At 61.2% G+C, this 20,533-nt stretch carries 26 protein-coding genes; 13 read left to right on the top strand and 13 right to left on the bottom strand.

Annotated features, from left to right (window positions below; genetic code table 11):
* Together IWW33_RS22805 and IWW33_RS22810 are read right to left on the bottom strand one after the other, a co-directional pair.
* Positions 1 to 2,001 carry a U32 family peptidase gene (locus tag IWW33_RS22805; protein ID WP_115274640.1) on the bottom strand — a complete coding sequence of 667 codons (2,001 nt, stop codon included), beginning with the start codon at positions 1,999 to 2,001 and terminating at the stop codon, positions 1 to 3.
* A gap of 154 nt (positions 2,002 to 2,155) precedes the next feature.
* A complete protein-coding gene (locus IWW33_RS22810) occupies positions 2,156 to 2,515 on the bottom strand; it encodes a RidA family protein (protein ID WP_174142589.1) in 360 nt (119 codons plus the stop codon).
* A 144-nt stretch (positions 2,516 to 2,659) separates the two neighbouring features.
* Between IWW33_RS22810 and IWW33_RS22815 the strand changes: the two genes are divergently transcribed.
* The 3 genes from IWW33_RS22815 to IWW33_RS22825 are packed head-to-tail and all read left to right on the top strand — an operon-like array spanning position 2,660 to position 3,749.
* Positions 2,660 to 3,205, top strand: a complete 546-nt coding sequence (locus IWW33_RS22815) for a hypothetical protein (RefSeq protein ID WP_174142590.1) — start codon at positions 2,660 to 2,662, stop codon at positions 3,203 to 3,205.
* Positions 3,202 to 3,447, top strand: coding sequence for a hypothetical protein (locus IWW33_RS22820; RefSeq protein WP_174142591.1), 246 nt, complete (start codon positions 3,202 to 3,204; stop codon positions 3,445 to 3,447). The genes IWW33_RS22815 and IWW33_RS22820 overlap by 4 nt, the downstream gene beginning before the upstream one ends.
* On the top strand, positions 3,444 to 3,749 hold the full coding sequence (locus IWW33_RS22825; RefSeq protein WP_119687132.1) for a hypothetical protein: 306 nt from the start codon (positions 3,444 to 3,446) through the stop codon (positions 3,747 to 3,749). The genes IWW33_RS22820 and IWW33_RS22825 overlap by 4 nt, the downstream gene beginning before the upstream one ends.
* 34 nt (positions 3,750 to 3,783) lie before the next feature.
* Here IWW33_RS22825 and IWW33_RS22830 read toward each other — a convergent pair whose 3' ends face one another.
* The 5 genes from IWW33_RS22830 to IWW33_RS22850 form a co-directional block, all read right to left on the bottom strand.
* Complete coding sequence (locus IWW33_RS22830) at positions 3,784 to 4,617, bottom strand: hypothetical protein (RefSeq protein WP_125923683.1); 834 nt, start codon at positions 4,615 to 4,617, stop codon at positions 3,784 to 3,786.
* 122 nt (positions 4,618 to 4,739) lie between these two features.
* On the bottom strand, positions 4,740 to 5,354 hold the full coding sequence (locus IWW33_RS22835; RefSeq protein ID WP_174142592.1) for a Fic family protein: 615 nt from the start codon (positions 5,352 to 5,354) through the stop codon (positions 4,740 to 4,742).
* Positions 5,351 to 5,521, bottom strand: a complete 171-nt coding sequence (locus IWW33_RS22840) for a YhfG family protein (RefSeq protein ID WP_119687129.1) — start codon at positions 5,519 to 5,521, stop codon at positions 5,351 to 5,353. The genes IWW33_RS22835 and IWW33_RS22840 overlap by 4 nt, the downstream gene beginning before the upstream one ends.
* A gap of 223 nt (positions 5,522 to 5,744) precedes the next feature.
* Positions 5,745 to 5,957 carry a hypothetical protein gene (locus IWW33_RS22845; protein ID WP_125923681.1) on the bottom strand — a complete coding sequence of 71 codons (213 nt, stop codon included), beginning with the start codon at positions 5,955 to 5,957 and terminating at the stop codon, positions 5,745 to 5,747.
* A gap of 187 nt (positions 5,958 to 6,144) precedes the next feature.
* A complete protein-coding gene (locus tag IWW33_RS22850) occupies positions 6,145 to 6,399 on the bottom strand; it encodes a hypothetical protein (RefSeq protein ID WP_119687127.1) in 255 nt (84 codons plus the stop codon).
* A 238-nt stretch (positions 6,400 to 6,637) separates the two neighbouring features.
* Here IWW33_RS22850 and IWW33_RS22855 point away from each other — a divergent pair, with 238 nt between their 5' ends.
* Positions 6,638 to 7,333 (top strand): tRNA (adenine(22)-N(1))-methyltransferase TrmK, encoded by a 696-nt coding sequence (locus tag IWW33_RS22855; RefSeq protein ID WP_174142593.1) that lies wholly within the window; start codon positions 6,638 to 6,640, stop codon positions 7,331 to 7,333.
* Between the two features lies 1 nt (position 7,334).
* Here IWW33_RS22855 and IWW33_RS22860 read toward each other — a convergent pair whose 3' ends face one another.
* Positions 7,335 to 7,604, bottom strand: a complete 270-nt coding sequence (locus IWW33_RS22860; RefSeq protein ID WP_115275533.1) for a DUF2790 domain-containing protein — start codon at positions 7,602 to 7,604, stop codon at positions 7,335 to 7,337.
* A 130-nt stretch (positions 7,605 to 7,734) separates the two neighbouring features.
* Here IWW33_RS22860 and IWW33_RS22865 point away from each other — a divergent pair, with 130 nt between their 5' ends.
* The 6 genes from IWW33_RS22865 to IWW33_RS22890 all read left to right on the top strand — a co-directional run bounded on the left by IWW33_RS22865 (position 7,735) and on the right by IWW33_RS22890 (position 12,791).
* On the top strand, positions 7,735 to 8,667 hold the full coding sequence (locus IWW33_RS22865; RefSeq protein WP_174142594.1) for a LysR family transcriptional regulator: 933 nt from the start codon (positions 7,735 to 7,737) through the stop codon (positions 8,665 to 8,667).
* A gap of 178 nt (positions 8,668 to 8,845) precedes the next feature.
* A complete protein-coding gene (locus IWW33_RS22870) occupies positions 8,846 to 11,011 on the top strand; it encodes a methyl-accepting chemotaxis protein (protein WP_119687124.1) in 2,166 nt (721 codons plus the stop codon).
* A 76-nt stretch (positions 11,012 to 11,087) separates the two neighbouring features.
* Complete coding sequence (locus IWW33_RS22875; RefSeq protein ID WP_012314714.1) at positions 11,088 to 11,288, top strand: DUF1289 domain-containing protein; 201 nt, start codon at positions 11,088 to 11,090, stop codon at positions 11,286 to 11,288.
* Positions 11,289 to 11,364: 76 nt separating this feature from the next.
* Positions 11,365 to 11,544: a DUF2986 domain-containing protein gene (locus IWW33_RS22880; RefSeq protein ID WP_115275534.1), complete on the top strand. Its 180-nt coding sequence runs from the start codon at positions 11,365 to 11,367 to the stop codon at positions 11,542 to 11,544.
* Positions 11,538 to 11,921, top strand: a complete 384-nt coding sequence (gene crcB / locus IWW33_RS22885) for a fluoride efflux transporter CrcB (protein ID WP_161872387.1) — start codon at positions 11,538 to 11,540, stop codon at positions 11,919 to 11,921. Before IWW33_RS22880 ends, crcB begins: the two co-directional genes overlap by 7 nt.
* Positions 11,922 to 12,026: 105 nt before the next feature.
* Positions 12,027 to 12,791, top strand: a complete 765-nt coding sequence (locus IWW33_RS22890; RefSeq protein WP_115275535.1) for a hypothetical protein — start codon at positions 12,027 to 12,029, stop codon at positions 12,789 to 12,791.
* 94 nt (positions 12,792 to 12,885) lie between these two features.
* Here the strand turns inward: IWW33_RS22890 and IWW33_RS22895 are convergent, their stop codons facing one another.
* Both IWW33_RS22895 and IWW33_RS22900 read right to left on the bottom strand, forming a co-directional pair.
* The gene (locus IWW33_RS22895) at positions 12,886 to 13,350 is read right to left on the bottom strand and encodes a hemerythrin domain-containing protein (RefSeq protein ID WP_046786038.1); all 465 of its coding nucleotides are present in this window, start codon (positions 13,348 to 13,350) and stop codon (positions 12,886 to 12,888) included.
* A 40-nt stretch (positions 13,351 to 13,390) separates the two neighbouring features.
* Entirely contained in the window at positions 13,391 to 14,248 is an 858-nt protein-coding gene (locus IWW33_RS22900; protein ID WP_115274645.1) for an SDR family oxidoreductase, read from the bottom strand.
* A gap of 103 nt (positions 14,249 to 14,351) precedes the next feature.
* Between IWW33_RS22900 and IWW33_RS26870 the strand changes: the two genes are divergently transcribed.
* From IWW33_RS26870 to IWW33_RS22910, 3 genes are all read left to right on the top strand, one after another.
* Positions 14,352 to 14,474, top strand: a complete 123-nt coding sequence (locus IWW33_RS26870) for a hypothetical protein (RefSeq protein WP_256658422.1) — start codon at positions 14,352 to 14,354, stop codon at positions 14,472 to 14,474.
* The gene (locus IWW33_RS22905; RefSeq protein WP_046786040.1) at positions 14,443 to 14,967 is read left to right on the top strand and encodes a hypothetical protein; all 525 of its coding nucleotides are present in this window, start codon (positions 14,443 to 14,445) and stop codon (positions 14,965 to 14,967) included. Before IWW33_RS26870 ends, IWW33_RS22905 begins: the two co-directional genes overlap by 32 nt.
* 150 nt (positions 14,968 to 15,117) lie before the next feature.
* On the top strand, positions 15,118 to 16,665 hold the full coding sequence (locus tag IWW33_RS22910) for a PAS domain-containing protein (RefSeq protein ID WP_115274646.1): 1,548 nt from the start codon (positions 15,118 to 15,120) through the stop codon (positions 16,663 to 16,665).
* A 97-nt stretch (positions 16,666 to 16,762) separates the two neighbouring features.
* Here the strand turns inward: IWW33_RS22910 and IWW33_RS22915 are convergent, their stop codons facing one another.
* The 3 genes from IWW33_RS22915 to IWW33_RS22925 are packed head-to-tail and all read right to left on the bottom strand — an operon-like array spanning position 16,763 to position 20,486.
* Positions 16,763 to 18,964 (bottom strand): xanthine dehydrogenase family protein molybdopterin-binding subunit, encoded by a 2,202-nt coding sequence (locus IWW33_RS22915; RefSeq protein ID WP_174142595.1) that lies wholly within the window; start codon positions 18,962 to 18,964, stop codon positions 16,763 to 16,765.
* A complete protein-coding gene (locus IWW33_RS22920) occupies positions 18,961 to 19,962 on the bottom strand; it encodes a xanthine dehydrogenase family protein subunit M (protein ID WP_115274648.1) in 1,002 nt (333 codons plus the stop codon). Before IWW33_RS22920 ends, IWW33_RS22915 begins: the two co-directional genes overlap by 4 nt.
* Positions 19,959 to 20,486 carry a (2Fe-2S)-binding protein gene (locus IWW33_RS22925; RefSeq protein WP_115274649.1) on the bottom strand — a complete coding sequence of 176 codons (528 nt, stop codon included), beginning with the start codon at positions 20,484 to 20,486 and terminating at the stop codon, positions 19,959 to 19,961. Before IWW33_RS22925 ends, IWW33_RS22920 begins: the two co-directional genes overlap by 4 nt.
* Positions 20,487 to 20,533 lie beyond the last annotated feature (47 nt).

A 20,533-nucleotide genomic window follows, 5' to 3' on the forward strand; every position in this document is an offset into this window, starting at 1 on the left:
TCAGTGCGGTGCCCGCGGGATGGTCTTGAGCAGGTCTTCCGGGCTGATGTGCCCGACCACCTGAGCCACCGCACTGCCGGGTGTCGGCAGGTCGATGATGTGGCTCTTCATCTTGCCGACCACGTGCATTTCGCACGGCTTGCAGTCGAACTTCAGGGTCAGCACTTCATCGCCCTGGATCAACTGCATCGGCGCCACCTTGGTGCGCACGCCGGTCACACCCTTGGCCTGTTTGGGGCACAGGTTGAACGAGAAACGCAGGCAGTGCTTGGTGATCATCACCGGCACTTCGCCGTGCTCCTCGTGCGCTTCGTACGCAGCATCGATCAATTGTACGCCGTGGCGGTGGTAGAAGTCGCGGGCCTTCTGGTTGTAGACGTTGGCCAGGAACGACAGGTGCGACTCCGGGTACACCGGCGGCGGCGTGGTCTCGGCCTTGCGCCCGCCACGCGGGTGGGCCTTGATGCGCGCCTCGGTCAGCGCCTCGATGGCTTCGCGGCGCAGGGCCTTGAGCTGCGAGTTGGGGATGAAGTACGCCTGCGGTGCGTCCAGCACGATGGCATTGGCGTGGTACATCGTGGTACCCAGCTGGCCGAGCAGGTCGTGCAACTGGTCCAGGGCCTGCTGCGGCTTGTTGGCTGCGCCGAACGGGCCATCCAGGGCGACCTGCACGCTTACGCCTTCTTCACTGCAGACGCTGAGCATCAGGCGCTGTTCGGTGAGCACGGCGTGCCACTCCACACCTACCCGGCGCTCGGCCGAGGTGCGCTGCAGGGCCTGCTGCCAGTTGTGGTCCAGGTTGCGCGACAGCGGGTGGTTGGGCCGCAGCTTGTGCAGGCCCTCGGGCATCTCGTTGGGTTCGACCCGGTAGCGGTAGCGCTTGTGGCCGTCTTCTTCGAACTCGCCGCGCGGCTCGGCGATGTTGGCCCGGAAGCCCACCACGTCACGCTTGACCAGCACGTTGAGGCCGTCGCCGTTGGTCAGCGGCACTTCGGTGACCACCTGCAGGTCACGCTTGCCGACTTTTTCCACCACACCTACCGGCAGGCCGGTGAAGGTTGGTGAGTCGAAAGCGCCGATGTCCACCTTGCGGTCGGTGACGAAGTAGTCGGTGCTGCCGCGGTGGAAGGTCTTGTCCGGGTCGGGTACGAAGAAGTGCTCGGTGCGGCCGCTGGAGGCGCGGGCCAGGCCCGGGCGGTCTTCGAGAATGGCGTCGAGTTCTTTGCGGTAGTGGGCGGTGATGTTCTTCACATAGCCCATGTCCTTGTAGCGGCCCTCGATCTTGAACGAGCGCACGCCGGCATCGACCAGGTCGCGCAGGTTGGCGGTCTGGTTGTTGTCCTTCATCGACAGCAGGTGCTTCTCGAACGCCACCACACGGCCCTGGTCATCCTTGAGGGTGTACGGCAGGCGGCAGGCCTGCGAGCAGTCACCACGGTTGGCGCTGCGGCCGGTCTGGGCGTGGGAAATGTTGCACTGGCCGGAGAAGGCCACGCACAGCGCGCCGTGGATGAAGAACTCGATGGCCGCGTCGGTTTCGGCGGCGATGGCGCGGATCTGCTGCAGGTTCAGTTCACGGGCCAGTACCAGCTGGGAGAAGCCGGCCTGGTCGAGGAACTTGGCCCGTTCCAGGGTACGGATGTCGGTCTGGGTGCTGGCATGCAGCTCGATAGGCGGGATGTCCAGTTCCATCACCCCCAGGTCCTGCACGATCAGCGCATCGACGCCGGCGTCGTACAGCTGATGGATAAGCTTGCGCGCCGGTTCCAGCTCGTTGTCGTGCAGGATGGTGTTGATGGTGGTGAACACGCGGGCGTGGTAGCGCCGGGCGAATTCTACCAGCTCGGCGATTTCGCCCACTTCGTTGCAGGCGTTGTGGCGTGCGCCGAAGCTCGGGCCACCGATGTAGATGGCGTCAGCGCCGTGCAGGATCGCTTCACGGGCGATGGCCACGTCACGGGCAGGGCTGAGCAGTTCCAGGTGATTCTTTGGAAGGGACATGTCGTTATAGGTTCGGGCTGTCACGGTAGGGCGGCATTGTAGCGGGGAAATGGGCGGGTGGCATGCTTTGGCTGCCCAGAGGTGTTTTGCCGGTACGGCTTCCCGCTTGGGTTGGGGCCGCTTTGCAGCCCCTGGCGGTGAGGCAACCGCTGTGTCAGCCCTTGGCCGCCATCGCGGTCACTTCGACACGCATTTGCGGGTACGCCAGCGCCGCCACGCCCACGGCAGCACGTACCGGCCACGGCTTGCTGAAGAAACGCTGGTACACCTCGTTGAAGGCGGCGCGGTCGGCCATGTCGGTGAGGTAGATGGTCAGGTGCATGACCCGGTCCATGCCGCTGCCGGCCTTTTCCAAGGCTTCTTTCAGTGCCTGCAGGGTGCTTTCGCTCTGCTGCACGATATCGCCGTCCAGATCGACTGGAATCTGGGTGGTGACCAGCACGCCGTTGAACTCGGCGACGTCGGAAGAAATGGACTCGGCATCGGAATCCGGGGTGAAGATAATGTTGGCCATAAAGTGTTTTGCCTTGCGACGGAAGTAAGAATTTTCGCCTGACTTTCCGAGACTGTCGATTTTAGCCAACAGAAACGGGGGTTGCGCTTGCCGTGACTACATCATATTACCAAATGATGGATGTGTACGTGGTACACCCGCCAGATGGCTGGAACGCTGGCGCAGCCGGTGACACTGCTGTCGAACATCGCCAGCGAGAATGACCCCCACGCCCGAGGTCCCAACTCGATACTGGACCTGATCAAATACCGCTTGCCAGGCCTGCGCCAAAGCCTGTCGCCAAAGCTCGATGCCCTTGGCGAACCTATGCCGAACCGCACCTATCCTGGCGGTCCGCTCTCAATCGCCGCCCCCATCGCGCAGTCGCAGCAGACCGATGACCCAGTGCGCGTCGAGCTTGGTCGCCTTGGATGGGCACCGGGAAAGCAGAAAGGCGAATTCACTTCCGTCAAGGTCACGCATGTGCTGACCCCTGAACAGCTCCACGAACGCGACGAAATCACCGGCCAGCTCATCCTCCGCGATGCTAACGCCCTGATGCACAGCAAGGCGTGGCAGGCCCTGGACAAGGTCGTTACTAAAGCCCGCAACGCGGTCAAGGTCACGCTGATTCCCCTGGTCACGGCTGGCAAACGCGGCCCGCTCGACCGTTTGAAGCAAGCCATCCAGCAGCGGGAGGCCCGCAAATGAACCCCTACGGCGAAGCACAACAAGCCATTGAGGCCGCACAGAAACGCGTCGACGAACTGATGGACGCGCAGAAATTCTTGGATGCCGAACGCGAAGTCGCACGCCTTGCACTGCGAAATGCGCACGTAGCACTACAGCGCCTCAAGTCCGCTGACAGTCGCCTCCAGTCCAACGCCCGCAAGTCCGAACTCGACCATATGCGCGCCCAGCTGGACGCCCTCAATGGAGGTATTGCATCGTGACTCACTCCACGCATGAACATTTACAGCAGTTGCGCCTCGACGCGAAGCTGCACAGCCTTGACACCAGACGCGCCAAGATCGAGCGGGGCACTGGCGACGTGTTCGCTGTGCACTTGCCACGACCGGTGTGGAACATCAGCAGCGTGACCGACGAGAAGGGGCCGTCCATTGTTGAGTGCCGCTCTGCACCTGAGGCGGAGGGCACACTGCTCAGTTGGTTGCTGAAGCTCACTCGCGCCGAGCGCCTGGCCTGCCGTCAGGGAAAGTCAGAAGCCTGCACCACGTGGGAAGATGGTGGATGACTGATGTGCACATGTGGCGCTAGGGATGGCGCCGTCACCCAGACGTGGATTGTGTCTTTGCGATCATGATCCAGTCGTCAAACAGCGAGTAGTCAAAGCTCTCAGCTCGCGTCCTACCTTCGGCGTCCTTGTAAGCCACAAGCATAATGCCCTCTCGGTGGCGGTCTTCCGGTCGAATATGAATCGAGAACTGAGCGCTGCTGTTTGTGCGGATGCCATCAAGATACCCACCGCTCCAGTCAGGGAAAGGTGGCTCAAAAGAAACCTCAACGTCGTAGGCGTTGGCCCCGGTGTTCGTGAGGTTTATGGTGTTCGACATGTGCCCAGTGCCACCCGTAACCATCTTGACTTTGGCTGTGAAGACAGCCCTAAGCGCTCGGTCTTTCTCGTCGAGTTGGTGCTCGAACGCCTCTCGCTGCGCCTCGATCTGCTGGCTTGCGGCTTCCGCCATGCTCCTCAACTCTACGGCCTGCAGCTGGAGCGCTTCGGTGCCTTGGCGCAGTTCCTCACCTTGTTGCAGAAAGCCCAGCACCAACCACATGAATGCTACCGGCCCGAAAGCACCGGCGAGGAAGTCGCCGACCTCGTTCAAGGGCATGGTCATAAGTGAGTCGACGCGGCCCCCGATCAGTGGGAGCACAAAGGCGAAGTAGGACAGCGTAAGTGCGGTGCCGATTGCCCCGAGGTGGTTGCGCACACGCCAGCGCTTCGGCCAGCAGTAGAGCGCGAAGAGTTTCAGCAGCGCGGTCACCAGGACGGCGACAATCACGCCAATAGTGATCTCTGTCGACAGCGGTAGCGCCGGTTCAGGCACAACGGGTGGTGTGCTCCAGAACACGCCCGCCGATGGTTCCCACAATCCTGCCATTACCCTCTCCACCAGCACCGCGACCATTACGTGGCAAATAGCCAGCAATCATAGCGGCAGGGGGCAGGCGTCCGCTACTCTCGGCTTGGCACATGTGCAGAGGTATACCGCGCAGGGAACATCTACAATGCCTCACTCTCTGTGATCGGCTCTCCGATGCATCGGTCGAATATGTGAGCCAGCCACCCGTCGTCACCAAGGTAAGACCGTATATTGGCATTGACCCATTCCTCGCTATCCACCAGCTCCCAGTTGATAGAGTATCCGGCATTGACAATGAGCCACTCAAACAGGATTCGCTGTGTGCGCCCATTACCTTCCCGAAAAGGGTGCACAACGTTTAGTGTGCCGTAAGACTCCGCTACTGCAACCACCAAGTCGGTTCGCGAATACCCTTCAAACCATCCAGCAGCACCCATCTTCGTGAATTCCCTTGCCGCTTCCGGCGCTATGCGCTCGGGGCTACAGAAGCGGGTTTCGTCCTTGCTGATCGCGCTGAAACGGACCTCGCCGGCCCAGCTATAGACCTGAGAAAACAGAGCACGGTGGATTTGTTTGAGGGAGTTCAGGCTGTAGGGCGGTGGCGTGAACTCCATGGTGGATGCTGCCACTGCGCTAAGATAGCGCTCGGCGTCCTCTAAGTCGTCAGGGTCGCGCAAGTCGAGCAGGTTGATTAGGACGTCCGTGCCCGGATAGCAGTCCGTGTCTTGGCCGGAACCGTACTTGTCCCGCCTCAAGCCTTGATCTGCCGCACAGCCTTGAGCGCTGCGGCACGGGTTGGCAGCTTGATCTCGTCTTCACCTTTCTGCACCCATACACCCTCAAGGCGCAGGCTGGCTGCATAGTTGGCCTTGCGGTGCTTGGCGAACCACGCTTTCTTGGCTTCCAAACTGAGCTTTTCCATATCCATACCTTTGGTTGCTTGTACTGCGATTGTAGCCGATCTATTTGCACTACTGGGATACCGCCTGTGCCCTTCAATCGACGCCGCTGGTGGTGACTGATGCCACCGGGGAGCACACTGCTGTCAATGTGCTAACCGCTGATTACAGCCCTTGCCACGCCCGGCCCCGGCATGCCCCTCCCGGCCTTGCCATGCCATACCTCGTCGAAAGCTAAACCCACGCCTACCTGACCCGTCGCATGAACAACCACAGGCTGACCAGCAACCAGCCCGCAATGTTCGGCATCGAGTACAGACCAAACTCCAGCCCCATCAGCACGTACGCCAGAAGCCATACATGTGCCCACAGCAGCGCGCCCACCAGTAGCGCCGCGAACGCTTCGGCGAAGTGCTGAACGTTGCGCACCACCCAGCTCCAGGCAAACGAAACTGGCATGAGGATGCAGCAAGCCGCGAAGCCATATGCACCAGCGGCCATGATGTTCGTCGGTGTGGCGTCAGCTATCCAGGCGAACAGCGCCGCGAACGCCGCCCAAAACACGCCCCCGCCTAGGGTCCAACGCCAAGCGGACTGGGGGTGTCGCTGCGCTCTGACGGCACTGTCGTGGTGAAGCAAATACGGTTCATGCGGGTTCGGTAGGTGCCTGGGTGGGTTTCCTCTCCGCTGCGCGGGCGAGGATCCAGGCATCGACCTCGCTTTTCAGCCAAGCGATCTTGGCCGGCCGACCATCGGCACGGATGGAGAGCACCACGAACCGCGGGAAGCCCGGCAAACGCACCAGTGTCTGGCGTTCGAGGCCAGTCGCCTTCTCGACGAGGCGGGTGGGCAGCAGTTCATCGACGGTGCGTTGGCTTTCAGTGACTTCGGCTTGGCTCATCTTGGTCGCTCCCGCGCTGGTAATGCATTTGAGGGTATGCAATCAGGTGGCTTGCGCTGAGATCACCGTACTAGGCGGGGTGAGGTAGGCGAGGGTGCACTTGCGACGGAAGGAAAGCCGCAAGCCTACGCGAGCACGGCGCAGGGGTCGAGCCACAGGGCACCGCTTGGCCCGCGCGCATTGTAATACCGCGCCACGGCGGTCAGAATCGCGCCGATTGTTGAGCAAGGGGCTTGAGTTGAACGAACAGACATTGTCGATGCGCCTGGAGCGTGTGGCGGCGCATGTGCCGCAAGGCGCGCGCCTGGCCGATATCGGCTCGGACCACGGCTACCTGCCGGTGGCCTTGGCGTTGCGTGGGGTGATCGAAGCGGGGGTGGCCGGGGAAGTGGCGCAAACGCCTTATGCTTCGGCCCAGCGCAACGTGCGCCGCAACGGCCTGCAGGAACACATCACCATTCGCCTGGCCGATGGCCTGGAGGCGATCCAGGCGCAAGACCGCATTTCGGCGGTGAGTATCTGCGGCATGGGCGGCGACACCATGTGCGAAATCCTGGAGCGGGGCAAGGCACGCCTGAGCGGCAGCGAGCGGTTGATCCTGCAGCCCAACGGCGGTGAGCGCGAGCTACGGGCATGGCTGATGGCCAACGGCTACCGGATCGTTTGCGAAGAGGTGTTGCGCGAGAACCGCTTCGACTACGAGATCATCGTTGCCGAGCCGGGCGGGGCAGTCGTCTATAGCGCCGAAGAGCTGTATTTCGGCCCGCTGCTGATGCGGGAGAAAAGTCCGGCGTTTGTCACCAAGTGGCAGCGCATGCTGCGTCAGAAGCAGCAGACCTTGGCCAACTTCGAACGTGCCCGGGATGCGATCGCGCCACACAAGCTGCAGGACTTTGCCAGGCAGGTTGGCTGGATCACCCAGGTGCTGGCCTGAATCACTGCTGCGAGCAGTTACCCATCTCCTGGTAGTTGACCTCGTGGGTCTGGCCCTGATGGTCGACATAGACCATGTGTGCGGTGCCCACCTGGCAATCGGCAATGTTGCTGGCCGGGGAGATCGACACCACTTTGGCTACATCCAGCGGCATGCCGTATTCGTAGTTGGCGCTGTCGTTGGCGGCCGGCTGGGCGGCGCCTGGGGCGGCCAAGGCGCCGAACGAGGCGAAGGTGGCAGAGAGCGCAAGCAGCGCGATCGAGCGTTTGATGTTCATGGCAGGCTCCTTCTTCAATGTTTTACCAATGATGTATTGTTTGGCTGTGCACAATAAATGGGCTAAGCCGTGATAGATTCCTGCCTGGAACGTACGAATAAGAACGAACAAGGAGCCGAGCCCCGTGGACATGCTGCACGCCATGCGTACCTTCACCCGGGTAGTGGAGTGCGGCAGCTTCGCCGCGGCTGCCAATGCCCTGGACATTTCTGCCGCGCAGGTGTCGCGGATCGTCGCCGAGCTAGAGAACCAGCTGCAGACGCGCCTGCTGCACCGCACCACCCGGCGCTTGCGCATGAGCGAGGCCGGCGAGCGGTTTCTGGAGCGCTCGCGGCAGATCCTGCTGTTGACCGAAGAGGCGGTGGGCGAGGCGCGCGGCGCGCACCTGACCCCCCGCGGCCGGCTACGGCTGCATTGCCCGCACGGCCTTGGCCTGTTGCTGATGCCGCTGGTGGCCGGCTACAACGCACTATGCCCGGAGGTGGTGGTGGAGCTGACCCTGTCCCAGCGCAACCCCGACCCGCTGGCCGAAGGGCACGATGTGGTGATCACCGTGGACGACGCCTTGCCCGACTCACAATTGATCGCTGTGCCGCTGGGCACCATCTTCAGCATCCCCTGCGCCGCGCCCAGTTACCTGGAGGTCCATGGCGTGCCCGAGCGGCCTGAAGACCTGCATGAGCATCGCTGCCTGCGCATGGCGTACCCGATGTATGAGGGCGACTGGGTGTTCCCGCTGGGGCTGGACCACTGCGTGATCGCGCCCCGCGACAGCTTCCTGACCAACGTTGCCGACGCGATGCTGGTGGCCAGTGAACTGGGCATGGGCATCGGGCTGTTGCCGTTCTACACGGCCAGCCAGGCGATCGAGCAGGGGCGCTTGCGGCGTTTGCTGGCGCCTTACCGTCTGCGTGAGTGTGCGCTGTATGCCATGTACCCGTCGCGGCACTATCTGGATGCCAAGGTGCGGACCTGGATCGACTATCTCAAGGAGCAGCTGCCGGCGCTATTTGCAGGGCATGAACAGATTGTCGATGACACGCAGTACTGGCGGTGAATGAGATCAGGTCCTGTGGCGGGCGACCCATATTGGCGCGGGTGGCAATTTCTGCCCGTCATTGGTGCGAAGATGACGTACCGAGGGCATGGCTACCTGCCTAATCATTAGCTTGCATACGAGTTGGCGTATTATTTGCTGTCACTTTGCCATTGTGATGTCGCTTATGGTGAAGATAATGTCGCTCTCAAGTGGTTCCATGCAGTTGTCATCGGGTGAGAAGCGTTGGCTGCCGTGGTTCGGAAAAACCGGCAAGCTCAGCATGCGCTGGTCCTGCGGGCTCAACCGATCGACTTATCCGGTCATCGAGCAGACTTTCGAAGCCATTGCCCAGACGCGCATGCAGTTGCTGCACAGCTGGGCGAGAGAACAGTGGGAACACCTGGCGGAACTTGCTGAAAACCTTGGCCCGGCCCTGGCTCACGACCGCACGCCATTGCTGGACAAGCTCGCCCAAGCGAACGACTTCTCGGAACTGTTCATCATCGACACCAGTGGCACGGTTGTGTTGTCGAGTTGGGCGCAACGCAGTAACGGCCAACGCATCGGGCAACTGGGCGCCTTGGCCCAAGGGTTGAAGGCGCCGTTTTTGCACGGCCCCTACAGTGATCCGCTGACCTTGCAGATCGGCCCCTCGTCGTCGCGGTTTCACGACGAAGTGACACTGATGTTCTATCAGCCGCTCAAAGCGCAAGGGAAGGTCTACGGCTGCCTCTGCGGTCGGGTGCCCAATGACGTATTGGGCGACCTGATCCAGCGCGAGGCCGGGCATATCTATGCCGAGTCCGGTGACAATTACCTGTTCATGGCGCAATCGCATTTCGACCCTGCTATCAAACCGGGTACCGCCTTGTCGCGCTCGCGTTTCGAGGACGGCACTTTCACCCACGGGGAAAACCTCAAGAGCGGGGTGCATACGCCATGGAGCACCGTGCAGGTCCAGCGCCATACCGAGCTTGAGCTGCGCTTTACCGACCCTGCCACCCGTGAGCTTCACCCCGGCGTTCGGGAAACCATCCGCCAGGGCGCCAACCTGTTCGTGACTTACCCTGGCTATTCGGACTATCGCCATGTGCCAGTGGTGGGCAAAGGTGTCACATTCCAGTTGCCGGGCTCGCCGGACCGGTGGGGCATGATGTGCGAAGCCGATCTGGAGGAGGTCTACCGGCGACGCTCACTCAGCTACGGGTTGATGAAGCCGTACATCGCGATCATGGCCGGCCTGTTTGGTTGCAACTTCCTGGTGCAGCACTACGCGGGCTTGGCGCAAGGCATCAACGATGCGCTGCTGGCCGTGAGCATGCTGGCTGCCACACTGCTTTTCAGTGCGCTGGGGCCAAGGCGGCTCGCTGCCAGGTTCAATGGCATGACCGATGTACTGCGCACCATCGCCGAGGGCGAGGGCAACCTGCGCCAGCGCCTGGACACCACGACCATGGCCAACGATGAAAGTGGCGACATGGCGCGCTGGATCAACAGCTTCATCGACCGCCTGGACTCGGTGGTGGGCCAAGTGGTCAAGGCCAGCCGCACGGTGGGCGCCACCAATCAGATGATGCTCGGGCGCAGCCACGAAGCGAGCGTCACCTCCAGCGAAGTGGCCGAGGCGGTGCACCAGATGATGATCATCATGGAGGAGCAACTGGGTGAACTGCAGCAGGCTTCGGTCAGCGCAGAGCAGATGAAGCAGGCCATGGACGAGGTGGTCAGCCGTGCCCGCGAGCAGTACCTGGCGGTGCAGGCCGGCACCCAGTCGATTCGGGATGTGGTAGCGCGTTCTGCTTCCAGTGTGCAGTTGCTCGACAGCAGGATGGCGCAGATCGGCAACATCAGCGGGCTGATCAGCGACATCACCAACCAGACCAACCTGCTGGCCCTCAATGCCGCCATCGAGGCCGCCCGCGCGGGCGAGCATGGCCGAGGGTTTGCGGTGGTGGCCGACGAAGTGCGCAGCCTGGCTTCGCGCACGGCGCGCGCGGCCGACGATATCCGGCACATGGTCGAAGGCCTGCAGAATGAAACCCAGCAAGCCGTCAGTTTCATGGAGGAGGGGGTACATAACGTCGACGACAGCTTGCGCCTGGCCGAAGATGCCTCTTCGGAGAACGTACAGTTGCACCAGGCGGTAGAGAGCATGTTCCAGATCATTCAGCAGCTCAACCAGCGCAGCCTGGCTTATGGCAAGACCATCGAGCAGGTCAACCAGTCGTCCAGCGAAATGCGCCAGACGGCGGTGGTGCTGCAGAGCAGTGCCGAGACGGTGAAGGCCAATGCCAGCAAGCTGCAGAAGCTGGTCGGGCAGTTCGAGGTCAGCAGCGATACCGACAGGGCCGCAGCGGCTTGAGGGCCTGTGGAGCGCCCTGTTTTCGGCGCATCTGGCCGTCGTGCGCTATCATCCGCGGCCACGACCGGAGCAGCCCATGGCCAAAGACATCGAAAACCCCTGCGTCTCGCTTTGCCAGCTCAACAGCGAGCTGTGCGTGAGCTGTGGCCGAACCCGTGAGGAAATCCGCAAGTGGCGCGGCATGAAACGCCCGGAGAAGATGGCCACCGTGCAGCGCGCTGCGACGCGGATGAAGGCCATCGTCAAGAAAAACGCCAAGCGCCAGGGCAACGAGTGATTCACCCGCGCCCCCAGGGCCTGGTTCCATCATTTATGATGTGTTCTACCTGATCAACCCCGTACCGAGTGGCACCATGAACCGTCGCAAGAAGATCAAGCAGTTGCTGCAAGCACACCAGAAAAAGGCCGCCGCCAAGCTGGCACCGCGAAACAAGCCTAAATACATCTGCAAGGCCGATCGGCTGAAGCTGGCGGCTGATGCCGGTACCGAATGCCTGCCAGTTCTTTGCCCGGAGCGCGATGCTGTATGTTGAAGTCGCTATTGGCCATCGGGATTGGTGCCATGGTCGGTGCCTGGCTTCGCTGGGGCCTGGGCATGAAGCTCAATGCACTTTTCCCCGCCGTGCCGCCAGGTACCCTGCTGGCCAACCTCCTTGGTGGCTACATCATTGGCTTGGCCATCGCATTCTTCTCCGCATCGCCGTCGCTCAGCCCCGAATGGCGCCTGCTGCTGATCACTGGTTTTTGCGGTGGATTGACCACGTTCTCCACTTTCTCCGCAGAGGTCGTGTCGCTTATGCAGGAGGGGCGTATTTCATGGGCTCTGGGCTCTATCGCTTTGCACGTCACAGGTTCCTTGCTGATGACTGGGGCAGGGTTGGCGACGTTCTACTTTATTAACGGGCGCTAATAATCTGAGTAATGCCCCAGCGGTTCCATTAGCATTGGGCGCTTATCTGCCGCCTGTCAGGCACGATAAGCCCACTCCTGTCTTTTGAAACTGATGCCGCCCTCAATGACTGCCTTCTACCTCAAGTTCCTGATCACCCCGACCCTCATGCTGGCCATCTCGCTGGCAGCCAGGCGCTGGGGTACCCAGATCGGGGGGCTGCTCTCCGGGCTGCCGGTCACCTCGGCCCTGGTCATGTTGTTTCTCAGCCTCGAACAGGGGCCTGGTTTTGCGTTGCAGGCGGTGCCTGGCGCATTGGCGGGGTTGGCCGCCGTACAGGCAACCTACCTGTTCTACTACCTGGTGACCCGGCATGTGTCCGCTTTTATCGGCTGCATCACGGGCGTGGCGGTTTACGCGGTCACCGCCTTTGTGATGAGCCGCTTGGGCATGGTGGCGGTGTCAGTCGGCGTGACGTTGCTCCTGCTTACGCTGATCATCATCCTTACCTCGAACAATGCGCAGGCCGGTGCCGCGAAGGTTGTGCCGCTGCCTCGCTGGGTGATCCCCATGCGCATGCTCACGGCAACCCTGTTGTTGGTGGCGATCACTGCCAGTGCCCAATGGCTTGGGCCGGTGGCCAGCGGCCTGCTGGCACCCATCCCGGTGATTGCCTGGCCGCTGGCGGTGTTCGCCCATGTTCAGGGCGGTCACCAGGAGCTGGGTGCGATCGTGCGCGGCAATGCCATTGGCGCTGTGGGGGTGTTGGGCTTTTACCTGGCGGTGAAAAGCTCGATCGAGCCGCTGGGTACGGTACCGTCCATTACTGGCGCAGTGGTGCTGGCCGTGCTGGCAACGTTCGTGTTGGCGAGAATGCTAGGCAAAGGTTGAGGCTAGGGCAGGCGTATGGGGTCATAGTCCTGCCCGCGGCACCTTGCAGCATCTGCCAGTGGCATTTCATGCCTTTTGCTTGGCTGCTTTGAATTCAAGCGGCACGCTGCTCACCCTTGAGCATCTTTTTTTGCGCTTCCATGGCTTGGCCCATTTCTTCCAGCAGATCTTTGCTCAACAGCTTTTTCGCCGTGGGAAACAACTCGTCTTCCTCCTCTTCGATATGGTGTTCAAGCAACTCTTTCATCACTTTGACGCGGCCTGCAAATTCGAGCGTGCCGGTTTCGGTGTGCAGCAGGTCCGGCAACACCAGCGCATCGACCGTGCGGTGTTCCTCTTTTGCCTCGTAGTACATCTTCGCTTCTTCCTTGCCCCCGGCTTGTTTGATGGCCGGGTAAAGGATCTCTTCTTCAAGCGCGGTGTGGATCTGCAACTCCTGCTCGATCCGATGCAGGAGTTCGGCACGCTTCTTGACGGCGCGCTCGGTGGTTGAAGACAGTTCGTCCAGCAGCTTTTTAACCAGTTTGTGGTCTTGAATCAGCAGATCGATAGCGTTCATGGTGCACCTCATCGCGGTTGTGGAATCACGGCCTTGCAGGTCAAAGAATGGGTTTTCCGCCCGTAACGGCATAGCGTGAGCCAGAGATGTAGCTGGCCTCATCGGAGCCGAGCAAGACGTAGATCGGAGCTACCTCAACCGGTTGGCCCGGCCGGCCCATCGGATAGCTCGACCCGAAGTTTTTCACTGCCTCATCGGGCATGGTGGCAGGGATCAGTGGGGTCCAGATCGGGCCTGGTGCCACGCTGTTGACCCGAATCCCTTTGTCTCCCAGCAATTGGGCCAGCCCGGCGGTGAAGTTGGCGATGGCGCCTTTGGTGGTGGCATAGGCCAGCAGTTTGGGCGATGGGTCATCGGAATTGACCGAACTGGTGTTGATGATCGAACTGCCTTTGGGCATCGATGGCAGCGCCCGCTGGCAAATGCGGAATATGGCCGTGATGTTGACGTCGAATGTCATTACCCATTCGTCATCGTCGATTTCATCGAGGCTGTCGTGCGCCATCTGAAACGCGGCGTTATTGACCAGAATGTCGATACGACCAAACTGCTCCACGGTCTTGTCGACGATGTCGTAGCAGTGCTGTTTGCGCGCCAGATCCCCGGGCAGCAGCAGGCATTGCCGGCCCGCAGCCTGGACCCAACGGGCGGTTTCCTGCGCATCGTCGTGCTCATCAAGGTAGGCGAGGGCAATGTCTGCGCCTTCGCGGGCGTAGGCGATGGCGACTGCACGCCCGATCCCGCTGTCGGCGCCAGTGATCAGCGCTATCTTGCCGTTGAGTCGGCCGTTGCCGGTGTAGGTGTGCTCGCCACAGTCCGGGGAGGGTTCCATCTTGCGCTGCGAACCCGGGACGCTTTGCGGTTGTGAGGGAAACGGAGGGGTAGGGTAGTCACGCATGGTGCAAGCTCCTGCAGTTGGAAGGCTCATACCTGTTCGAAAGATGTGACAAGGGTTTGTTGGACGGGATCCGGTGTTTGAACGACGGACGGTTGGCCTGGGCATGGCGACTGAATTTTCGTTGTGCGCGCTGTTCTACCGCTCAAGCGCCTACCGCCACCCGGTATGGCTCAGCGAACACCAGGAGTCGCCACGTGCCTCGAATCATCACCCCTACCACCCCTGAACACGAGATCGATGAACACAATGCGAGGATGTTCGGTTCGCCTAAGGAGCGGCTGGACTTCTACCGCAGGGAAATTCAGTACGAGACCACCATCCTGGCCAACCGCACCGATGCCTACCTGGCCGCCCAGTCGTTTCTGGTCATCGCTTACGTGTCGTCCATGGGCAACCTGAACCAGAGCTGGGGTGAGATGTTCACATTGCTGGTGCCCGCCTTTCTCGCATTGCTGGGCGTGATGAGTACGCTCAATGCATGGCCTGGCATTCGCGCGGCCTATCGGATCATCGATCACTGGCAGCTCAAGCAAAGCCATCTTCTGCTCAGTGAACCCATGATGGGCCTGGCCTATGACGAATCTCCGCTGTTTTGCGAGGCGGAAACCTCCCGTGCAGGGCATCGCAAGTCCCTGCTTTTTTCGCTGCGTACGCCTTGGATCTTTCTTGGGTTCTGGCTGTTGCTGGGCAGTTATTCGGTTTATATCCAGCTTGCATGATCAAAGCGCAGGCAAGGGGCATGCATACATCAATGTTGGTGGTTGCACCGAAGCGATCAGCGGTGTTACACCAGATCTGATGTAGCCTACGGCCGTTTCTGCAAAGGCTAACCTTAGAACGGCATTTCTCAGCGCCCTGGAAGACTATTGATGCAGCAGCTGCCCCCTGACGAGACCATTCGTGCCGCACTCAGGAAATCCCAAGCCCGGCTGCACAGGCAGCACGAGCTGGTGGTCGAGTACGCGGTCATGTCGCTTAAATCCACCAACCTGGATGACGTGCTTGACCAGGCTTGCACACTGGTGGCCAAAGGCATGCACACCCGATTCGCCAAGGTCCTGATGCCGATTCCCGATAGCGACAGGTTTCTGCTGTCGCATGGGGTAGGGTGGGATGAGTCCGATATTGGCCACGCGACAGTGGGGGCCGACGAGGCCAGCCCTGCCGGGTTTGCCATTCAAACCTATCGGCCTGTGATTTCGAACCACCTGGGCCAGGAACAGCGCTTCAGAACGCCAGAATTGCTGAAAAAGTATGGTATCGAGCGTGCCATCAACGTGCCTATCAGGGGCGCATTGATGCCGTTTGGGGTACTTGAGGCAGACAGTAGCGATGGTGAGGATTTCATCGAAAGCGATCTGGTGTTCCTGGAAGGGATCTCCAACGTTATCTCCATGGCGGTTGAGCGGCTGACCGCTGGGGATGATCCTCAACTGGCCGACCCCTATTCGGAAAGCATGCTCAACGCCAGCCCGGACTGTGTGAACGTGTTGTCCAGCAGCGGTCACATCGAGTTCATGAACGACGCCGGGTTGGCGTTGATGCATATCGCCGACCTGGCAGAGATCAAAGGGCAGCCATGGTTGCAGCTTTGGCCAGCCGAGTCGGGCCCGGTCGTCCGGGAGGCTTTGGAAAAAGTCGCCAGAGGCGAGTCGACCCGCTTCGAAGGGTTCTGCCCTACCGGTCAGCAGGCGCCTAAATGGTGGGATGTCTCCGTTGCCCCCGTGTTGAACGCCGATGGCCAGGTCGAAAAACTCATTGCGGTATCCAGAGACATCACCGAACGGCACCATTATGAGGCTCAGTTGCTGTCGTTGATCGATGCACAGAACTCCAGGCTCAACAAGAACGACCTGCACCTCGAAGAAATCCATCACCGCGTCAAGAACAGCCTGCATCTGGTCAATACCCTGTTGCTATTGCAGGCGAACCTGACGCCGGATGCCGCGGTCAAGCTGCAACTGGAAACGGCAGCGGGTCGGGTTGTGACCATTGCCAGCGTGCATGAACGGCTCTATCAGACGGCCGATCAAGAGGTGCTTGCCGGCGACTACCTCGGAGCCTTGCTCGGTGACCTGGGGAGGGCACTGGCCGACCGGAAGATCGTCCTTGACGCTGACGCGTTCACCCTGCTGCCAGCAAGAATGGCGCCGTTGGGCCTGGTCATTTCCGAGCTGATCACCAATGCCTTGAAATACGGCAAAGGCACCATCGAGGTCAGCGTGCGGGATGCAGGTGACCACGCGTTGATCACCGTCACTGACGAGGGTGACGGTTTTCCCGAAAATTATCCCAAACCTAGCGGAACGGGCCTTGGCATGCGGCTTGTCAGAAGTTATTCAGGCTATGGCAGCTCGGCGATCTCGATTGATGGGGGCACAGATAAAAGCACCATTCACGTTCGCTTCAAACTCTGATGTTGAAGGCGGGGATGCAGGTATGCCTGGAATTCTCCAGTACCCTTGACTCGAGCGCCGCCTGCGCGGCGCCCGATCCCGCAAACCCCGCCCGCTGCTAGAGCACTTTGTCCAGCGTTATCGGAAACGCTCTCACGCGTTTGCCGGTAGCATGGTAAACGGCATTGGCAACCGCCGCCGCGACTCCAACGACGCCGATCTCGCCTACGCCCTTGGAACCCAGGTCATTGACGATGTCGTCGTGCTCTTCCACGAACATCACCTCGATGTCAGCGATATCGGCATGCACCGGGATGTGATACTCGGCCAGGTTGTGGTTGAGGATGCGACCAAGTTCATGATCGGTTTGCGTCTCTTCCTGCAACGCCATGCCCAACCCCCAGACCACGCCTCCGAGGATCTGGCTACGGGCGGTTTTCGGGTTGACCACACGCCCGGCGGCCACCGCGCTGACCACCCGCATGACCTTGATCGTACCCAGGTCTTCGTCAACGTGTACCTCTACGAAGACGGCCGAATGGGTAGCGGTGGAGAACGGCTGGCGTCCGGCACCGGGCTCGGCGTCGATCTGCACTTGCAGCTCGCCGTCCTTGGCCGTTGCGACGATGCTGGCGATGGCAATACGGTGTTTCCCCGCTTGCAGGTAGCCTTGCGCGAACGCCACATTCTCTGCCGGCGTCGCAGCTATTTCGGGGAAATTCTGGCGCGCGAGTTCCAGCACCTTGGTGCGCAGGATCTGGCAGGCCTGCTGCACTGCCGAACCCACCGAAGACACCGTGAACGAGCCGCCCTGCAACGGCGCTGTCGGCAGTGAGGAGTCGCCCAGCAGGAAGGTCACATCCTCGGGCAAGACCCCCGCAGCGTCCGCAGCAATCTGGGTCATCACCGTATAGGTACCGGTACCTATGTCAGTGGTGGCGCTACTGACGGTCAAATGCCCGCAGCTGTCGAAGCAGGCCTTGGCGCTGGCCTTCATCTGCAGCGCTTCCCAGACCCCGCCGGCCACGCCCCAGCCGATCAATTGGTTGCCTTCTCGCATGCTGCGAGGCTTTGGGGTGCGTTTGCCCCAGCCGAAGCGCGCGGCGCCCTGGTCATAACAGGCCAACAGCTCTTTGCTGGAATAGGGTTTGCCGTCGTTGCCATTGTGGCTGGCAAAATTGCGTCGACGCAATTGGAGCGGGTCGAGGTTCGCAGCGCATGCCAACTCATCCATCGCGCACTCCAGTGCGAGCACGCCGGACGCGGCACCCGGCGCACGCATGTCCAGCGGGGTATAGACGTCGAGCGGCGCAAGGCGATAATTGAGCGCAACGTTGTCGCAGTGGTAGAGCATGCCGCTCCACTCCACCAGGTGTTCGGTGAAGTCTTCGAAGCGCGATGTCTGGCCGAGCGCGTCGTGGGCAATCGCCAGCAGCTTGCCATCCGCCGCCGCACCCAGGCGCAGCCGCTGCTGCGTACGGGGGCGGTAGCCGAAGGTGAACATCTGCTGGCGTGTAAGGGTAAGGCGCACCGAACGTTTCAGGTGCAGGGCTGCCATGACTGCCAATGGCAACTGGTATTGCGGCCGCAGCCCGGAGCCAAAGGCACCGCCGACAAAAGCGGCGAGCACCCTGATGTTCTGTTTGGGCAGGCCGAACACCTTGTGCAGGTAGTCCTGACAGTTCTGGGTACCCTGGGTCTTGTCATGAATTTCCAGTAAGTCCCCAGCTTTGTAGAAAACGGTCGACGCGTGGGGCTCCATCGGGTTGTGATGCTCGATGGGCGTGTCGTAGGTGGCATCTACACGTACTGCGGCTTGTGCGTAGTGCCCTGGGAAATCACCGCGAGGCTCTGGCGTTTCAGCGGGTGCCGGGTGCGTCTGGTCGAGCACCGCGTACAGGTCGGTCTGGTGCGGCTCTTCGCTGTAGTCGATGCGCACCAGGGCGCCGGCATGGCGTGCCAACTCAAGGCTCTCGGCGACCACCAGTGCCAACGGTTGCCCGCTATACATTACACGGTCGTTGAATAGCGGCCGGAACGGGGAGCCTTCGGCTGAGTCGGCATCGCTGTAGTCGTCGTCATAGCTGGAAATGCGTGGGCGATTGGCGTGGTGCAGCACCGCGACCACGCCGGGTAACTGCAGTGCCTGGCTAGCGTCGATCGAGCGCACCCGGCCGCGGGCGATGGTGCTCGATACCACACTGGCGTGAAGCAGCCCGGCCTCGGGGTACTCACCGGCGTACCGCGCCTTGCCAGTCACCTTGGCAACGCCATCCACGCGGTCCAGGGGTTTGCCCACCACATTGGTCGTCTGGGTCATGGCGTCGTCCTCTGAATGCTGGCGTCGCCTGCGGCTTCACTGAGCGCACGGACGATCGCACGTTTGGCGAGTTCCACTTTGAAAGCGTTGTGGCTCAGCGGTTTTGCCATCTGCAGCCATGCTTGGGCCGCGCGCGCGAAGAGGGCGTGGGAAGCCCTTTGACCTTGCAAGGTCTTCTCCACAGCTGTGTCTCGCCAAGGCTTGTGCGCTACGCCTCCCAGAGCCACCCGGGCTTCCTGGATGACGTCGCCATCGAACTTCAACGCGGCAGCGACCGATACCAGTGCAAACGCGTACGAGGCACGGTCGCGAATCTTCAGGTAGTGAGAGTGCTGCGCAAACTCAGCAGGTGGCAGTTCTATCGCGGTAATCAGCTCATCGGCTGACAACTGGTTGTCACGCTCCGGCGTGTTGCCTGGCAGGCTATGGAAGTCGGTAAAGGGGATCAGCCGTGAGCCGGCGCGGCCTTGCACGTGCACAACGGCATCGAGTGCTGCCAGCGCCACACACATGTCCGAGGGGTGCGTGGCAACGCAGGTATCGCTGGCGCCGAGAATGGCGTGGATGCGGTTGAGACCCGAGCGGGCAGGGCAACCGCTTCCTGGCTCACGTTTGTTGCAGGGGGTGCCGGTGTCATAGAAGTAATAGCAGCGCGTACGCTGCAACAGGTTGCCCCCGGTACTTGCCATGTTGCGCAGCTGCGGTGATGCGCCTGCAAGGATGGCTTGTGACAGCAACGGGTAGTGCTGTTCGATCACCGCATTCCAGGCAAGGTCGGCGTTGCTGACCAATGCGCCAATCAAAACGCCGCCGTTGGCGGTGGGCTCGATGCCGTGCAGGTCCAGGGCGGTGATGTCGATCAAGCGCTGCGGGTTAACCACGTTCTCCTTCATCAGATCGACCAGGTTGGTGCCGCCGGCAATAAAGCGGGTGGATTCGTCCGCCATGTTTACCGCTTCACTGACCGATGCAGGCCTGTGGTAGCTGAAAGGGGTCATGGGTTCGGCCCTCCCTGAGGCCTGGCGGTCGCCTGCACCAGCGGCAATGCCTCTTCGACCGCAGCAAGGATATTGCTGTAGGCGCCGCAGCGGCACAGATTGCCGCTCATGTGTTCGCGAATGGCTTCACGGGTAACGGCGCGGCCTTCATGGGCCAGACCGACTGCCGAACAGATCTGGCCGGGCGTGCAATAGCCGCACTGAAAAGCATCATGGGCGATGAAGGCACGCTGCATGGGGTGTAGTTGCTCGCCTTGGGCCAGTCCCTCGACTGTGACCAGCTCGGCGCCGTCGCACATCACGGCAAGGGTCAGGCAGGCATTGATCCGCTTGCCGTCGCGCAGCACCGTGCAGGCGCCGCATTGGCCATGGTCACAACCTTTTTTGCTGCCGATCAGATCGAGTTGCTCACGCAGCAGATCGAGCAGGGTCGTCCAGGGCTGGACGTGTAGCGACGTGCGTTCGCCGTTGAGTGTCAGGCTGATGGGATGCCCATCGACACCCTGTTGGGGGTTGGTGTTCATGGGAAAACCTCACGGTCAGGAATGCATTCGCGCAATCAAGTGCGTCT

This window comes from Pseudomonas sp. M2 (assembly GCF_015751845.1).
In the GTDB taxonomy this organism is placed as follows: domain Bacteria; phylum Pseudomonadota; class Gammaproteobacteria; order Pseudomonadales; family Pseudomonadaceae; genus Aquipseudomonas; species Aquipseudomonas putida_E.